Genomic DNA, 15,766 nt, shown 5'->3' on the forward strand with positions numbered 1-15,766 from the left:
TTCATTCATTAAACCGTTGCTTTGACTGCATCCATGATGAGACGGAGTGATTGTTGTTTTGCTTCCTTGTCGGCAATCATCGAAGCAATCATCACTTCATCCGTTCCGTAAGAGTTGGCGAGATTTTGCAGCTGACGCGCCACATCTTCCGGGTTTCCGACGATCATCCGTTTCCGGTTTTCGGCGATCCGGAACTGATCTTGGAACGAGTACTGATAAGCCGCTGCTTCTTCCGGAGTCGGAGTACCGGTAGAGGAAACTCCCTTTTCAAGCAAGAGCAATGACAAATCGAGACTCGAAGCCAAACGTTCCGCTTCTTCCGTTGTTTCGGCACATGTCACGAAAATCGAGACGAGTGTCTGCGGTGTCTCATTAAATGACGTCGCCATGAAGTTATGACGGTAATAATCCATTACTTCTTGACCGCCTTGTCCGTTGATGAAATGGGCGAAGGCAAATCCAAATCCGCGCTGTGCGGCATTTAACGCACTGCCGCCGCTTGATCCGAGCAACCAGGCTTCCGGTGTCGTATCGACTTCCGGTGTCGCGACGAGTCCTGCAAAGCGGTGATCAGCCGGTGCACCGTCTTTCAAATAATCCACGAGATCATCGAGTTGAGCGCCGTAGTCGGCTCCGCCGAACCGCGGTGACGATCCTTCCTGAAGGGCACGTGTCGCGAGCGGCATGCCGCCCGGTGCACGACCGAGTCCTAAATCAATCCGGTTCGGTGCCAGTCCTTCGAGGACACGGAAGTTCTCCGCGACTTTATACGGACTGTAATGCGGTAACATGACGCCCCCTGAACCAAGACGAATCTGTTTCGTGACGGCTGCCATGTAGGCGATCAGAACTTCCGGACTTGATCCGGCAAGCGTCTTCGCAAAGTGGTGTTCCGACACCCATAACCGCGTATAACCGAGTTCATCGGCAATCTTCGCCAGTTCAACCGTTTCATGTAAGGCTTCTGACGGCGTCTGTCCTTTTGAGACCGGCGACTGATCTAAAATACTTAATTTCATGTATAATCTCTCCCCTTGATGTTGACTTCATGTCTAAACTGTACGCCTGTCTGATAATCGAATGCAATTAAACTGCCTGTTTACCGGATGGCGACGTTTTCAATTTGAAATTCAGGGAACATTCTTAAAGTAGCCGCAACAAAAACTTAAAGGATGAGGTGTTTTTTATGTCAACGAATCATACATCAAATCAAGAAGCCGTCGAAACGGTCAAAAAATTAATCGATAAAATCGAAACAGCGATGCTGACGACTGTTTCTGACGAAGGTCTCGTCTCACGTCCGATGCAAACACAGGATATCGAGTTCGATGGCGATCTCTGGTTCCTTACATCAAAAGATACAGGCAAATATACTGAAATCCTTAAAAATCCGAACGTCAACGTCGCGTATGTCGACAAATCATATGTCTCGATTCGCGGAAAAGCAGAATTCGTCGAAGATGTAGCCCGTAAAAAAGAATTGTGGAGCCCGCGTTACGAAGCGTACCTCGGTACGACGTACGAAGATCCAAAAGTTGTCCTGATCAAGGTCAACACGGAAGGCGCCGAATACTGGGAAACAGGAAACACGACGAAATCCGTCAAACAGCTGTTGAAAAAAGCGGTCGGCAACGACGACTCGAATGAAATCAACAAAAAAGTAGATTTAAAATAATGCTTATTTGACCGAATCGCCTTATAGCGATTTGGTCTTTTTTTGTTTGAATTGGTTTTAATCACGTCATCTGGTGTAACATACTACTATTAGTAATCAAGTTTATTAGCTAAAGGAGACGCATCATGGGAGAATTCATTACCTTATTAAAACGCGGTAACCGCTCGGCTCTGACCGCCGGTATCGTTAACTCGATTATCGCCATCATTAAAGCAGTTGCTTATGTCTTAACGGGAAACGTCGCTATGTTTGCCGAGATGATGCATACGTTCGGCGATGCCGCCAACCAGTTTTTTGTCTTCATTGGCTCCGCCCTCAGTAAGAAGGCGCCAACTAAACGGTTCCCGAACGGGTTCGGCCGTCTCGTCAACCTCGTCCTGCTCGGGGCGATTTTATTCGTCGGCATCATGGCCTACGAAACGATTCATGAAGGCATTGCCCATATCATTGAACCGACCGAATCAACCGGTTTTTGGATTACACTGTCCGTCTTATTTGTCGGTGTCGTCCTCGAAAGCGGCGTCTTTTACAAAGCGATGCAGGAAATCGCCCACGATGCCCGCCTCACGACAAAAGGCCCCAAATTGATTCTCGACAGCTTCCGTGCCTTAAAACAGGCAAAACCCGCGACACGGCTTGTCTTCCTCGAAGATTTAGTCGCAACGGCCGGCGGACTCGTCGCGATGATTGCCGTCATCATCTCGCACCTGACACCGTTCCATCAGGCGGAAGGGATTGCGTCGATCATCATCGGACTGATGATGTTTTATGTCGTCGGCAACGTCTTTTTACAAAACGCGGCCGGTGCGCTCGGTGAAGCCGATGAGACGATGGCAGCACGGCTCGGCGGTCTCATCATGAAAGATGCCGATGTTCGCGACATCAGTAAGCTCGAAGTCATCAAGGAAGGGGATCATTTCCATGTCGAAGTCGAGATCGAAGTCGATCCGGCCTTGACGATTGCACAGGCGGATGACATCAAAGACCGGCTCGAACTGCAGATCCGTCTGCAACAAGGGATCACCGATGTCACGATCGGGTTTGATGAAGATGATAAGATTCAACAGTATATCGTCTCCACGAAGGAAACCCTTTGATTCCGTTCACACAAGAGGTCGTGGCTATCATCCGTTCGATTCCGGCAGGGCGTGTCATGACGTACGGTCAAGTCGCCCGGCTTGCCGGAAACAGTGGCACGGATTCTGCACAGTCTCAGCCGGACGGAACACCTGCCGTGGCACCGCGTCTTAAATGCCAAAGGCGAAATCTCGCTGGACGGTGACGAGCAACAACTGGCACTCGAGGCGGAAGGAATCGTCTTTGATCGTCCCGGGAAGTTGTCGTTGTCCCGTTATCAGGTCTGAACAAAAAGGAAGTAAACCGCATGTGCGGCTTACTTCCTTTTTTCATGCTTTTTCTTTCATTTGGCGCACTACTTCTGCTTCGAGTTGCGGCTCCGGCGGCAACCAGCCGTCCGGCTTCATGACCTTCTGATCCGATTCCCGGAAAATCGGTTGGCCGTCCGGACCGAGTTTCGCCATGTTGGCCTGTTGGACGATTTCGAACAACGGTCCCGGCTCAAGACCGGCTTCAACAAAACTGCCCATGATGAAGTACAGGGCATCCGTCAAGGCATCACCTTGGCCGACGAGCCGTTCGACTTCCGTCACCGGATAGGTTTCCTTCAGTGATTTTTTAACGGCCTGATCGAGTCCTGCCTTAAACGTCTCGATGGCAGCTAAAAACTCCGTTTCGTTTTGCGACGACTGATGCAGGAACTCGACGACTGCTTCTTCTGCTGTCCAGGTCGCCCGTTTGACACCGCGGTCGAGCGGAATCGCTGTCGGTTGATCCGCCCCCGGATGATGGAACGTCTGATGGAATTGTTTGACGTCCTGATAGTAGTTCGGTTGTTTCATATCGGTCACTCCCCTGTTCCGTTTCACTTTCACACGGTTTCCATTCTAACAGGTTTCAAGGGATTTCTCGACCGTCCGCTTACCGGACGAGATCCAGCAGACGCATACCGCGTGTAATCAATTCTTCCCGTTCGACCGATGTCTGCTTCAGACGGTCGAGATCAGCGATTAGTCGCGGCTGATCGACTTCATCGGCCAGTTCGAGCAACTCTAGGCGGAGTAACCAAGCGTCCGGTAATTGATTGAGTGTCCGGTCAATCAACTGTGGCAACAATTGACGGTCAGCCCGTCCTTCCCGCATTTCCCGAACAGCTTCAAAGATTGGGTCGGCTGCTGTCAACGGACGTTCAATCCGTTCGAATTCGACTGTCTCAGGAATCGGTTTTAACGCTTCGACTTCTGTTCCTGGGAAAGCTGATGTGATTTCACCGACGACCAGTTCCATCCGGTCCATCGCTGTTGTTTGAACGGCATTTGTCACCTGCGCGTCTTCCAGAATGACGAGTGCCCGATGACCGTTAACATTTTGAATCGCTGAAATTTGTCCTGTGAGATGAACTGTCCCTTCTGTCCAGTCGAGTTGCTCTCCGACTTTGACTTGCATCAGGACTTCATTCAGTTCTTGTCCGTGAAGGAGTGTAAATCCTTCCGGATGATCGGCGAGCCCTTGTCCTGTCAAAACTTCACCGTTCGCAGCAAGCGCCGTCGGACCGGTCAGCTTGACGAGGTGCAGAGATTCATGGATTTCCTGTGTTTCCGGCACACCGACAAGCGAGACGCCGCTCTCAAAGACAAGCGTCGAAAGATTGCCCGACTCGACGGCTTTCGTCAGACCGTGGATACCGCCGCGGACATATGACATCGTTTGCGCGAACTCTTCCAGCGCATCCCGGAGCTGTTCGAATGATTCACAGACAAACAGTTCTTTTTGCATGCTCGTGACGTCATGTTTCGTCGCCAATGCTTTTTCAAGCGAAAACGGGTGTTTGACGACAGCGTCTGTCAGGCAGTGACGGCTTTCACCGACGGACGAAAGAAGACCTGCTCCGTAGATTTGCGGATTGTTGATATCGCCGATCAGACCGAACTCAACCGTCCACCAGAAGAGACGTGAAATTTCATTGGCTTCGGAAATCCCTTTGACGTGTGTCCGGGTTTCAGCAAGGGCGATTTCCGCCTGCTCAATATCGGCCGTTGTCGAAAACGGGCTTTCCTTGACGATCGTCAGCTTCTTCAAGGCTTTGAAAACATCGTGCTCCGCTTTATGGTTAAAGGCATGCGCTCCGATTTCACCGAAGCGGCGGACGAATTCCGCATATGTCGGATTCATCAGGATCGGTGCATGTCCCGCAGCTTCGTGCAGAATGTCCGGTGCCGGTGTGTAGAGAATGTTGTCGACCTTCCGGATGTCCGTTGCAATCGGCAACAGTCCGTGACCTTGGAAGTCAAAGAACGCAACGCCCGGAATCAAACCGTCGACAGCGACCGTTCCCCAGCCGCCCCGACTTAAGTTTGCCGTCATCTCCCGGACATCCGGAATCCGTTCCGGACTGATTCCGGATGCTGCGAGTCCTTCGAGGTATGCCGGATGCGCCGTATCTTGTAACGTATTTAAATTCAGTCGCATGACGTAACGCCAGACCGCATGATCCGTCGGCGTGTAATCGTCGTAGTGCTGTGGTGCGACGTGTGGTTGTAAGTGACTTGGAATGATTGGTGTAGACATATGAATTTCCCCCTTAAAAGTAGATGAACAACAAAAAGTCCCTGCCGAACAAAGATGTTCGACAGGGACGACGAAAGGCCGCGGTACCACCCTGATAATCTACATAAATATAGATCGCTTCATTACGGGATAACGGTTTTCTCCGCTTGCGTGGCAAGAGACTCGGAAACTGTAATTCGATTCAATCTGTGTACACGTTCGCAGCGCCACGTGCTCTCTGAAACAGGGAGATTGTTTCTACTTCGGTTTCGTCTTTGTCCATATCTTTCATTCTGTTATGCTGTTATGCTGTTAGTAACTAAAGTGTTGTTAAGGAGGACTATACGCTTACTTCTGACTTTCGTCAATCGCTTTTTTTCGTTTAAAGCGGTTAAAGGTTTTATCACGGACTGATTTTTGTTCGATCGATAGCGACGTCACATGGCGACGAAGCGCTCCGTTCAGCCGTTTCTCAAACAATTCCAGTTCCTGAATCCACTCGTTCATCGCGACGACGATCGGCAGGATTTCCATGATGATTTCTTCTTCCAGTTCATCCCGGTCGAGGAACGAATGTTTGACGAAAGCGATATTTTCTTTGACGAGGTCTTCCATCGCGAGCGGTTCTTCCGTCAATAACAAGTCGTACGTCAGCAAGACTTTTTCCTGACGCTGGGCAATATGCATCAGGTGATAGAACAACTCACTCCGTAACTCGTCAGCAATCGAATTCAGCGCCTTTTCCCGCTCCCGGAACCGTTCGGCGGTCGCAACCCCCCGTTCAAGACACGACTGCATATGTTGCAAGATGATCAAATTCCGTAATAACGAGACATGCCGTTGCCGGGATCCACGAATTTCTTCCCGGTGCAGATTAAATAACGTCTTCGTTTCAAGCATCGAACGGCTCATTTTGTCAATGGCTGACCGGTACGGTGTGACTTTCCCTTCAAAGGCAATTGCCCGGGTCACGACGAGCAGCTTCTCGAACAGTTTCGAGGCTTTCTGATAATAGACATTTCCGTAACGCGGCGGGAAAATCAGCGCATTGACACCGAGGGCACAACCAATCCCGAGCATGACGAGTAAGTAACGGATCAGGACGATTTGCCACAATGGATCCGTCGCCCCTTCAACACTTTCCAGGATGACGATGATCATCAAGACGACGTGGGGAATCGTCCGGCCGAAACCAAAGGCCAATAAAATCGAGATGGCGGCCATGATGACGATGCCGATCGCCAGCGGATTCGCCGGATTGTCTCCTAAAATCCATAACGAGACGAGCGTCAGAAACGCCCCGATTAAGTTGGCTTCTGCTTCCTCAAGGAATTGTTTCCATGTCTGATACACAGACGGTAATAAGGTCGTCGCTGCCGAAATTGCCGGCAGGATCGGGCTCAGGTTAAACAGATTGCTGATGATCAGCGCTAAAATGACCGCAAGTCCGGTCTTGATGGTCCGTGGTCCGATTTGTAAAGACTGACCGCCCATATACAAACCTCCTTTATAGTGGGGATACGCCCCCTATTCTTGCTCTAATACCCGAAAAAGGCAATTAAAAAATCACTCCAAGACCTCTTGGAGTGATTTTATCAACTATTTTCTGCTTATGAAGCTTTTGTTCCCGTGCCAGAAGTCATTTCTTTTTTCGCAACTTCTTGATCGACGAGCGGTTTTTTCAAGATCGAGAGGATGGCAGCTCCGACAAGTGCTCCGATTAAGATGGCACCAGCGTAGCTAAGAACGGCCATTAATGTGCCTGATGGTCCGTCAAGTAATGGGAAGACGAACACACCGCCGTGTGGTGCCGGAAGCAACACACCGAAGACGATTGTCAATGCACCGGCGATTGCTGAACCGATGACGCTTGACGGGATGACACGAAGTGGATCGGCTGCTGCGAATGGAATCGCACCTTCTGTGACGAATGAAGCCCCCATTGCGTAAGCAGCGATACCGGCTTCGCGTTCTTGCGGTGTAAATTTCTTACGTGCGAACAATGTAGACGAGAATGCAACGAGAAGCGGTGGAACCATACCACCCGCCATGACGGCTGCCATGACTTCTGTGTTTCCTGCTGTTAAAGCGGCTGTTCCGAAGACATAAGCCGTTTTGTTGATTGGACCACCCATATCGATCGCCATCATTGCTGCGACGAGCATACCGAGCAGGATCGCGTTACCGCCACTGAGACCGTTGAGTGAATCTGTCAACCATGTCATGAAAGCAGCGATCGGTTCGTTGATGACAAGCAACATGATCATACCTGTGATGAATGAACCGAACAGCGGGTAAAGCAAGACCGGTTTGATCCCTTCAAGAGCTTTCGGAAGACCTTGTAAGACTTTGATCAGTAAGAGGACGACATAACCAGCAAGGAAACCGGCGATCAATCCGCCGAGGAATCCAGCGTTCCCTTGGCTTGCGAGGAACCCGGCAATCAAACCTGGTGCGAGACCCGGTTTATCGGCAATCGACATCGCGATGAATCCGGCAAGAATCGGAATTAAGAGACCAAAGGCTGCTTTACCAATCGACATCAATTGAGCAGCAAATTCATTGTATGACGGATCTTCCGGATTCGCTGAGTTGATGCCCCAGAAGAAGCTGATTGCGATTAAGAGTCCGCCGGCAACAACGAGTGGCAACATGGCGGAAACCCCGCTCATCAGGTGTTTGTAGAAGCCGCCGCGGGCCGGTTTCGAGCTGTCGCTTGATCCACTGCCTTTATACACCGGTGCATCCTGTTTAACGGCACGGTCAATCAGTTCTTTTGGTTTACGGATTCCTTGAGCGACCGGAACTTCGACAACGTGTTTCCCGTTGAAACGATCCATCTCGACGGCTTTATCCGCAGCGACGATGATTGCTGTCGCTTCTTGAATATCTTGACTTGTCAGACCGTTTTTCACGCCGGTCGAACCGTTTGTCTCGACTTTGATGCGGACACCCATTTCTTCCGCTTTTTGACGGAGGGCATCTGCTGCCATATACGTATGGGCAATACCGGTCGGACATGCTGTGACGGCAAGAATATATGGTGCGTCCTGTGCGACACTTGACGACGAGACGTCGACCGGACCTTCTTCTTCCCGTTCTTTTGCTTCGATCGCAGCGATGACTTCATCTTCCGAACGAGCGGAAAGAATCGTATCACGGAACTTCATGTCCATCAGGTAGACAGACAGTTTTGATAATGTTTCAAGGTGCGCGTTGTCAGCATTTTCGCCGGCAGCAATCATGAAGAACAAGCGGCTTGGTTGTCCGTCAAGTGCTTCGTAATCGATTCCTGTCGAACGTCCAAAAGCGATGGCCGGTGATTTAACGGCTGCCGTCTTCGCATGCGGAATCGCGATTCCTTCACCGAGTCCGGTCGTACTTTGTGCTTCCCGGGCCAGGATGGCTTCGCGGTAAGCAGAGCGGTCATTTAATTTTCCGGCACGATCGAGTACATCGACGAGTTCATCGATGACAGCTGCTTTATTCGACGAACGTAAATCGAGTTGGATCGTATCACGTGTTAACAGATCTGTAATTTTCATGAGTTTGTCACTCCTTTTAGGATTGAATGAGTTCAACGACTTGGACATCGGTCAGTAAACGGTCAATATCTTCTTTTGTACATAATCCAAACGAGTAAGCGGACGCACTGCCTGTCGTGACTGCGTACCGGAACGCTTCTTCCGGCGGCCGTCCGAGCGCGTAACTGGCGACGAATCCTGCGACGAGTGAATCTCCGGCACCGACTGAGTTGATCAGCTTACCGGCTGGTGTGTTCGCCGTGTAGGCCCCCTGCTTGTTGACGAGTAACGCTCCGTCACCCGCAAAAGAGATGATGACATTTTCCGCGCCGCGTTCAACAAGTTGTTGCGCATACGGGACAGCCATTTCTTTTGACGTGATATCGACATCAAAGATTTCACCGAGTTCATGATGGTTCGGCTTGATCATGAACGGACCGAGCGGTAAAACTTCAAGCATCGCTTCCTTCGTCGTATCGACGGCGAATTTGACGCCTCGTTCCGTCAGGACTTGTGCAATCTTCCGATACAAATCCTGCGGCAGACTGCTTGGAATGCTGCCGGCGAAGACGACGATGTCACCCGGCTGCATCGTTTCGAACGCAGCCAGTAACGCCTGTAATTCTTCATCCTTGATTTGAGGACCTGCCGCATTAAGTTCCGATTCCTGATCGGCACGGATCTTAACGTTGATCCGCGTTTCATCGGCAATCGGTGTGAATGCGGTCAGGACACCTTGTTTTTCCAGTTCGTTACGAATGAATTGCCCCGTACTGCCACCTAAAAATCCAAGAGCTTCCGTTTCGACGTCGTAGTTTCTTAAGACGAGTGAGACATTAATTCCTTTTCCACCTGCTACTTTTTCCGCTTGTTCCACACGATTGACTTGTCCTGCCTCAAATACCGGCAATGTGACGTAATAATCGATCGATGGGTTGAGTGTCAGTGTATAAATCATTTCGCGTTCACCACCTCTGTATATTGACTGTACTTCGCTTCTTGTTCACTTGATGTCATCGTAATGATGGTTGCCGCTCGCAATGACGCGACACGACTGAAACTGATTTCATCGAGTTTCGTCTCATCGACTAACACATAAGACTTTTTCGCTAACTCAATCGCGGTCTTCTTAACGAGTGCCTCTTCCGGATCTGGTGTCGTAAAACCTTGAGTCGGATGAACACCGTTCATCCCAAGGAAAGCGACATCAAAATGGTAAATCAACATTCCTTCACGTGCATTATACCCAACGAGTGCCTGGGTCGAATGCTTGAGTTGCCCTCCGACGACGAACGTCGGGATACGGTGATAGAGTAACGTATTCGCTAGAGGAAGACTGTTCGTCACGACTGTAATCGCCTTTTGTTCGAGGTAAGGAACGATTGCGAGTGTCGTCGTTCCTGCATCGAGATACACGTACATTCCGTCTTCGATCAGATCGGCCGCAGCTTGCGCGATCCGGTCCTTCTCTTCGACGAAACGGTCACTTTTCTCGAAATAACTCGGTTCATCAATCTGCATGTGATTGGCCGTCGCTCCGCCGTGAACCCGCCGTAAGTGACCGGCTGATTCAAGCTGTGATAAATCCCGGCGAATCGTCGACTCACTGGCTCCTGTCTGATCCACGATGGTTTGCATTTTGACGACTTCTTCCCGGGCGAGCAGCTCGAGAATCAGTTGATGGCGTTTTTTCGTTAACATGAGTTTCCCTCCACATCCTTAATATAAAGCGTTTACATTCAAAAATCAATCAAAAACATTCATTTTTTTATGATTTCCGTTAAAAAACCTTCAAAATACGACTTTATTCGACAATAACATCCTGTTATACATCCATTATACATCAAAAACGGTCATCCCGTGACCGTTTAAACAAAAAAACCGCTCACGTAATGAGCGGTTTTAAAGAGTACGGGCATCGAATATTCATTTTTACGCTTTGACGTGATTTCGAAGATGACCGATTCCTTCAATCGAGACATCTACAACATCCCCGTCCTGGAGATACATCGGCGGTTTCATGCCGTGTCCGACGCCGGCCGGTGTACCGGTCGCGATGATATCCCCTGCTTCAAGTGTCATCCCACGCGACACCTCTGTCAAAATCGTTACGACATCCCGCAACATCAGTTTCGTCGAACCCGATTGCCGCAATTGACCGTTGACCCGGGTCTCAACCAATACATCCGTCGGATCAAAGCTGTCTTCCGTCACGATAACCGGACCGAACGGGCAAAACCCGTCAAGTGATTTGCCGCGGAAAAACTGGACATGCTCTTTTTGCAGATCCCGTGCCGTCACATCATTGACGATACTGTAACCGAAGACATGATCCAGTGCATTTTCCGGTGTCAAATCACGACCGGACGTCCCGATGATGATGGCAAGCTCACCTTCGTAATCGAGTTGTTGTGTCAACTCCGCATGTCGCTCGATTGCTTCAAACGGACCGACAATGGAGCTCGGTGCCTTCGTAAACAGGACAAACTTCCCGGCTCCTGCCGTGTCCATCTCTTTGATATGATCGGCATAGTTCTTCCCGACACAAATCACGTTGCGCGGTGGTATGTAGGGTGCGAGTAACCGGATCTCATCGTTCAACCGTGGTGCGACATCCAGATCAAGATCCATCTCGAATCCCCGTGCGATGACTTCAAGTAACGAATCCGTATAAACCTGCGTTGTCACGTCGTACCGGAAACCTGCTTCCTCGACCCCAATCCGTGACTCTCCTTCTTGCTCAAACCGAAACCATTTCATGACTATTCCCCCTTTTTTTCCAGTATACCGAAAAGTCTCCGTGACCGTCTGCTTTCACGAAAAAAGAACCGCCCGAAATACGTCTCGGACGGTTCTTCTTCAGGCAATGCGACGGGCTAAACGGTCGACAAGTGCCTGTGATTCTTCATTTAATGAAACCAAATCGACTGACAGACCGGCTGCCTGATATTTCAAGACAACCGTTTCGATCGCTTCCGTTGCCGAATCATCAAACAAATGCGCCTGCGTAAAATCAAGCGTAATCCGTTCGAAATCGTTGTCTGCCGGCAAATCGAATTGTTCGACGAACGCCGTCGTCGACGCAAAGAAGATCGGACCGTTGATCCGGTAGACGACGTTTGTCCCTTCGACCTGACGTTTGACAGCAATCCGCGAAATTTTCGACGCAAACAGAATCGCGGCGAGTAAAATCCCGACCAGTACGCCCATTGACAAATCATGTGTCAGGACGGTCACGAGTACCGTTGCCAGCATGACAGCGGAATCGCTTTTCGGCGAATTTTTCAGCATTTTAAACGATCCCCAGTCAAATGTCGCGTACGACACAAAGAACATGACACCGACGAGGGCGCCCATCGGAATCGTCATCAATAAATCGTTCATCGTCACCATCAAAAGCATCAGAAACGCTCCGGCTGTGAAAGTCGACAAGCGACCGCGACCGCCGGATGTGACATTGATGACCGATTGACCGATCATTGCACAGCCCGGCATACCGCCAAAGAATCCGGCCACGATGTTGGCGATTCCTTGTCCACGGGATTCGATTGCTTTATTCGATGTCGTGTTCGTCATCTCATCGACAATCCGCGCCGTCAACAACAACTCGATCAGACCGACGAACGCAAGCGACAACGCATACGGGAAAATGATTTGCAGTGTTTCCAGTGAAAACGGAACATTCGGCAGGAAGAAGTTCGGCAGCGAAGCTGAAATCTGACCCATGTCGCCGATGACACGTGTATCGAGCGAAAAGGCAACCGTCAGAATCGTCATGATTGTAATCGCGACGAGTGGTGCCGGGATGACTTTCGTAAACCGCGGGAAGATCAGGATGATCGCAAGGGATACCGCGACCATCGCATACATGATCCAGTTCTGTCCTTCAAACTGCGGCAGCTGCGCCGAAAAAATCAAGATGGCCAAGGCATTGACGAACCCGACCATGACGGCCCGGGGAATAAAACGTAATAATTTCGCGACGCCGGCAAGACCTAAAATAATCTGGAAGATCCCTGCGAGAATACCGGCCGCCAGTAAATAATCGACGCCATGATCTTTAACGAGCTGGACCACGACAAGCGCCATCGCTCCGGTTGCTGCCGAGATCATCCCCGGGCGGCCGCCGGCAATCGAGATGATGATGGCAATGATGACGGACGCATATAAGCCGACCATCGGATTGACTCCGGCGATTAAGGAAAAGGCAATCGCTTCCGGAACCAGTGCCAAGGCAACGACGATACCGGATAACAAATCTGCTTTCGGTTGCAGAACCCATTCTTTTCTCCATTGTGAAAACATCTAATTCCTCATTTCTTGTGTTTAACATACATCGTTTTATAGTAAGAGGTTTTGCCTGAAACAACAAGTCCTTCTTTACTGAAGACGCGTCCGGATCCGGACGATTTCATCGACCATCTCCTGATAACGGACCATGATTTCCTGACCGGTGAAGATCGGATCTTCCGCCAACGTTTCGAGTGCCCGCTTCAACAGATGGATTTTCGGTTTTTTCCGTTCCAATAATTCTTCGTAAATGAAATCAAGCACCTCGTCATGGGCTTCTTTTGATTCCTCTGAAATGACAGACAGTGTGATCAATTGCTTCATATGAGCATTCGTCTTCTCGAATAAATCTTTCCGGATGACGACCTCATCTTGCGGACGGTCGAGCCAGACCGACAGGAAGCGTGGCGGAATCAATTGTTCTTCCGTCCGGCTGACATCTTCGACGAGATGCGTCAACCGGTTGAAGACATAGCGGACGACCCGCTCCGGTTGCGTATTCCGTTCCGATTGCCGGAAGAAGTACATCGCATATTGCAGCATGCCGGTATAAATGACTGCTAAATCGAGCAGATACGGTGTTTTCGCTTCTCCGAACAAATCGCGCAACCGGTGATAGGTCCATTCGATTTCGAGCAGCCGGTTATTTTCCATGAACGCTTTTAATTCTTTTTCATTCGAAGCAATCGCTTCTTCAAACAACGTATACAGTTTGTACTTCTGCATCAGTTCGAGGTAGCAGTTCCCTTGCTGAATGAATGTCTCGTAATCCGAGACGTCGCGTCCGACCAGGATTTCTTTTCGGGCGTTACGCATCTTTTCGAAGACGGTGTTGAAGACATCAATGAACAGTTCGTTTTTCGACGAAAAATAATTATAGAATGTTCCTTTGGAGACGACACTTTGATCTAAAATGTCCTGGATCGAGGTTGACTGGTATCCTTTTTCGACGAACAGTTGGTAGGCAGCATCAAGGAGCTGTTTCTTTTTCGGGTTCATATCATTATCCTTTTCTTTAAATGATCTGTTTTTCAAAAATCATCTATATACTTTAGTGTATAAAGCAAATAATTTGTAATGTTTTGCTTCAGACGGTAAGATAGCTAAGTCGTAGAATCAGTGTATAACAAAATAGACTTACTGTACAAAAGGAGCATAACGAAATGCAATCAACGAAGCAATCATCTCGTCTTTATTTAATCTTAGCGGTCTTGATGGCCGGCGCCTTCGTCGCCGTCCTGAACTCGACGCTGTTAAATATCGCTTTACCATCGATCATGAAATCATTCCACATTGAAGCCAGTACGGCGCAATGGCTGACAACCGGCTATATGCTGGTCAACGGAATCATGATTCCGACGTCGGCTTTTCTCGTTCAAAAATTTTCGACGCGCCAGTTGTTCTTAACGGCGATGGGCTTATTCTCCATCGGTACCATCGTCGCCGGTCAAGCGGATCTGTTTCCGGTCCTGCTCGGCTCGCGGATGTTACAGGCATCTGGTTCCGCCATCATGATGCCGCTGTTAATGAACGTTTTGTTAAACGGCTTCCCGATCGAAAAACGCGGACAAGCCATGGGAATTTTCGGTCTTGTCATCACGTTCGCACCCGCCATCGGTCCGACATTATCCGGTTGGGTGCTGGAACATTATGAATGGCGGATGCTGTTCCATATCGTTACACCGATTTCCCTGCTCGTTCTGGTCATCGGATTTTTCTTATTAAAGAAAGAAGTCGTCACAAGCACACTCCGTCTCGAAAAACTTTCACTTGTCCTCTCGAGTTTCGGATTCGGTGGATTACTGTACGGTTTCAGTTCAGCCGGCTCAGCTGGTTGGGATTCTTTCACAGTCATCGGTGCGCTTGCCATCGGTGTCATCAGTCTCGCCTCGTTCATTATACGCCAATTCCGGCTTGATGAACCGATGCTTGAGTTCCGGATCTTTAAATATCCGATGTTTGCTTTATCGCAGGCGATTTCAATGGTCTTGAACATGTCGATGTTCTCCGCCATGATCCTGATGCCGATCTACGTCCAGACGATCCGCGGCATCTCACCGTTCCACTCCGGACTCTTGATGTTGCCGGGTGCACTCGTCATGGCCTTCATGTCGCCGATTACCGGCCGACTGTTTGACCGTTTCGGTGCGCGGATTCTAGCGATGATCGGATTATCGCTGACGGTTCTGACGACCTTCTTCTTCAGTCGTCTGACTGCGGATACAGCGTATTCATTCCTCGTCATCATGTATACGTTACGCTTCCTCGGTATTTCAATGGTCATGATGCCGGTCATGACAAACGGGTTAAACCATATCCCGCAACACTTGACACCGCACGGGACAGCGCTCAATAACACGTTGTCGCAAGTCTCCGGTGCAATCGGTTCAGGACTGCTCGTCACCGTCATGACAACACGGACCGCCGGGTATGCAAAAGAATTGGCAGCAAGCGCTACGCCGACGACCAATCCGCAAACGATCATCACACAATCGATGGTCGAAGGCATCAACGATACGTTCTTCATCGCTACGTTGCTCGCATTACTCGCTTTAGGATTATCCTTCTTCATTAAAAAACGAAAAGTCGATCAAGACGTCGTTCACATCGAAGAAGTACGTGAAAAAAAATACGCATAATCACCAAACAGGTC

General features: G+C 49.7%; 13 protein-coding genes, 1 pseudogene and 1 other annotated feature. Of the genes and pseudogenes, 4 read left to right on the forward strand and 10 right to left on the reverse strand.

Annotated elements, in window-relative coordinates:
• Nucleotides 1-8: 8 nt before the first annotated feature.
• The gene (locus tag R7V76_RS11280; RefSeq protein WP_318092557.1) at nucleotides 9-1,019 is read right to left on the reverse strand and encodes an LLM class flavin-dependent oxidoreductase; all 1,011 of its coding nucleotides are present in this window, start codon (nucleotides 1,017-1,019) and stop codon (nucleotides 9-11) included.
• A 167-nt stretch (nucleotides 1,020-1,186) separates the two neighbouring features.
• On the opposite strand from R7V76_RS11280, the gene R7V76_RS11285 reads away from it, so the two are divergent.
• From R7V76_RS11285 to R7V76_RS11295, 3 genes and pseudogenes are all read left to right on the forward strand, one after another.
• Nucleotides 1,187-1,675, forward strand: a complete 489-nt coding sequence (locus R7V76_RS11285; RefSeq protein ID WP_114596207.1) for a pyridoxamine 5'-phosphate oxidase family protein — start codon at nucleotides 1,187-1,189, stop codon at nucleotides 1,673-1,675.
• 125 nt (nucleotides 1,676-1,800) lie between these two features.
• Nucleotides 1,801-2,772: a cation diffusion facilitator family transporter gene (locus tag R7V76_RS11290; RefSeq protein ID WP_290830454.1), complete on the forward strand. Its 972-nt coding sequence runs from the start codon at nucleotides 1,801-1,803 to the stop codon at nucleotides 2,770-2,772.
• Nucleotides 2,773-2,828: 56 nt separating this feature from the next.
• A pseudogene (locus R7V76_RS11295) lies at nucleotides 2,829-3,039 on the forward strand (MGMT family protein).
• Nucleotides 3,040-3,081: 42 nt separating this feature from the next.
• On the opposite strand, the gene R7V76_RS11300 reads toward R7V76_RS11295, so the two are convergent.
• From R7V76_RS11300 to R7V76_RS11340, 9 genes are all read right to left on the reverse strand, one after another.
• A complete protein-coding gene (locus R7V76_RS11300; protein WP_012369964.1) occupies nucleotides 3,082-3,594 on the reverse strand; it encodes a hypothetical protein in 513 nt (170 codons plus the stop codon).
• A gap of 79 nt (nucleotides 3,595-3,673) precedes the next feature.
• A complete protein-coding gene (locus R7V76_RS11305) occupies nucleotides 3,674-5,320 on the reverse strand; it encodes an aromatic amino acid hydroxylase (protein WP_318092558.1) in 1,647 nt (548 codons plus the stop codon).
• A 60-nt stretch (nucleotides 5,321-5,380) separates the two neighbouring features.
• Nucleotides 5,381-5,584 (reverse strand) — a binding site (T-box leader).
• 63 nt (nucleotides 5,585-5,647) lie between these two features.
• Entirely contained in the window at nucleotides 5,648-6,793 is a 1,146-nt protein-coding gene (locus R7V76_RS11310; RefSeq protein WP_114596212.1) for an FUSC family protein, read from the reverse strand.
• 116 nt (nucleotides 6,794-6,909) lie between these two features.
• Nucleotides 6,910-8,844, reverse strand: a complete 1,935-nt coding sequence (locus R7V76_RS11315; RefSeq protein WP_114596213.1) for a PTS fructose transporter subunit IIABC — start codon at nucleotides 8,842-8,844, stop codon at nucleotides 6,910-6,912.
• 16 nt (nucleotides 8,845-8,860) lie between these two features.
• Nucleotides 8,861-9,781, reverse strand: a complete 921-nt coding sequence (pfkB, locus tag R7V76_RS11320; RefSeq protein WP_012369960.1) for a 1-phosphofructokinase — start codon at nucleotides 9,779-9,781, stop codon at nucleotides 8,861-8,863.
• Nucleotides 9,778-10,524: a DeoR/GlpR family DNA-binding transcription regulator gene (locus R7V76_RS11325; protein ID WP_147512411.1), complete on the reverse strand. Its 747-nt coding sequence runs from the start codon at nucleotides 10,522-10,524 to the stop codon at nucleotides 9,778-9,780. Before R7V76_RS11325 ends, pfkB begins: the two co-directional genes overlap by 4 nt.
• 231 nt (nucleotides 10,525-10,755) lie before the next feature.
• Complete coding sequence (locus tag R7V76_RS11330; RefSeq protein WP_214765276.1) at nucleotides 10,756-11,583, reverse strand: fumarylacetoacetate hydrolase family protein; 828 nt, start codon at nucleotides 11,581-11,583, stop codon at nucleotides 10,756-10,758.
• A gap of 99 nt (nucleotides 11,584-11,682) precedes the next feature.
• Entirely contained in the window at nucleotides 11,683-13,128 is a 1,446-nt protein-coding gene (locus R7V76_RS11335; protein WP_318092559.1) for a SulP family inorganic anion transporter, read from the reverse strand.
• Nucleotides 13,129-13,203: 75 nt separating this feature from the next.
• The gene (locus R7V76_RS11340) at nucleotides 13,204-14,112 is read right to left on the reverse strand and encodes a TetR/AcrR family transcriptional regulator (RefSeq protein ID WP_012369956.1); all 909 of its coding nucleotides are present in this window, start codon (nucleotides 14,110-14,112) and stop codon (nucleotides 13,204-13,206) included.
• A 164-nt stretch (nucleotides 14,113-14,276) separates the two neighbouring features.
• Here R7V76_RS11340 and R7V76_RS11345 point away from each other — a divergent pair, with 164 nt between their 5' ends.
• Entirely contained in the window at nucleotides 14,277-15,752 is a 1,476-nt protein-coding gene (locus R7V76_RS11345) for a DHA2 family efflux MFS transporter permease subunit (protein ID WP_318092560.1), read from the forward strand.
• Nucleotides 15,753-15,766 lie beyond the last annotated feature (14 nt).

The organism is Exiguobacterium artemiae, from assembly GCF_033342815.1.
Classification (GTDB): Bacteria; Bacillota; Bacilli; order Exiguobacteriales; family Exiguobacteriaceae; genus Exiguobacterium_A; species Exiguobacterium_A artemiae_A.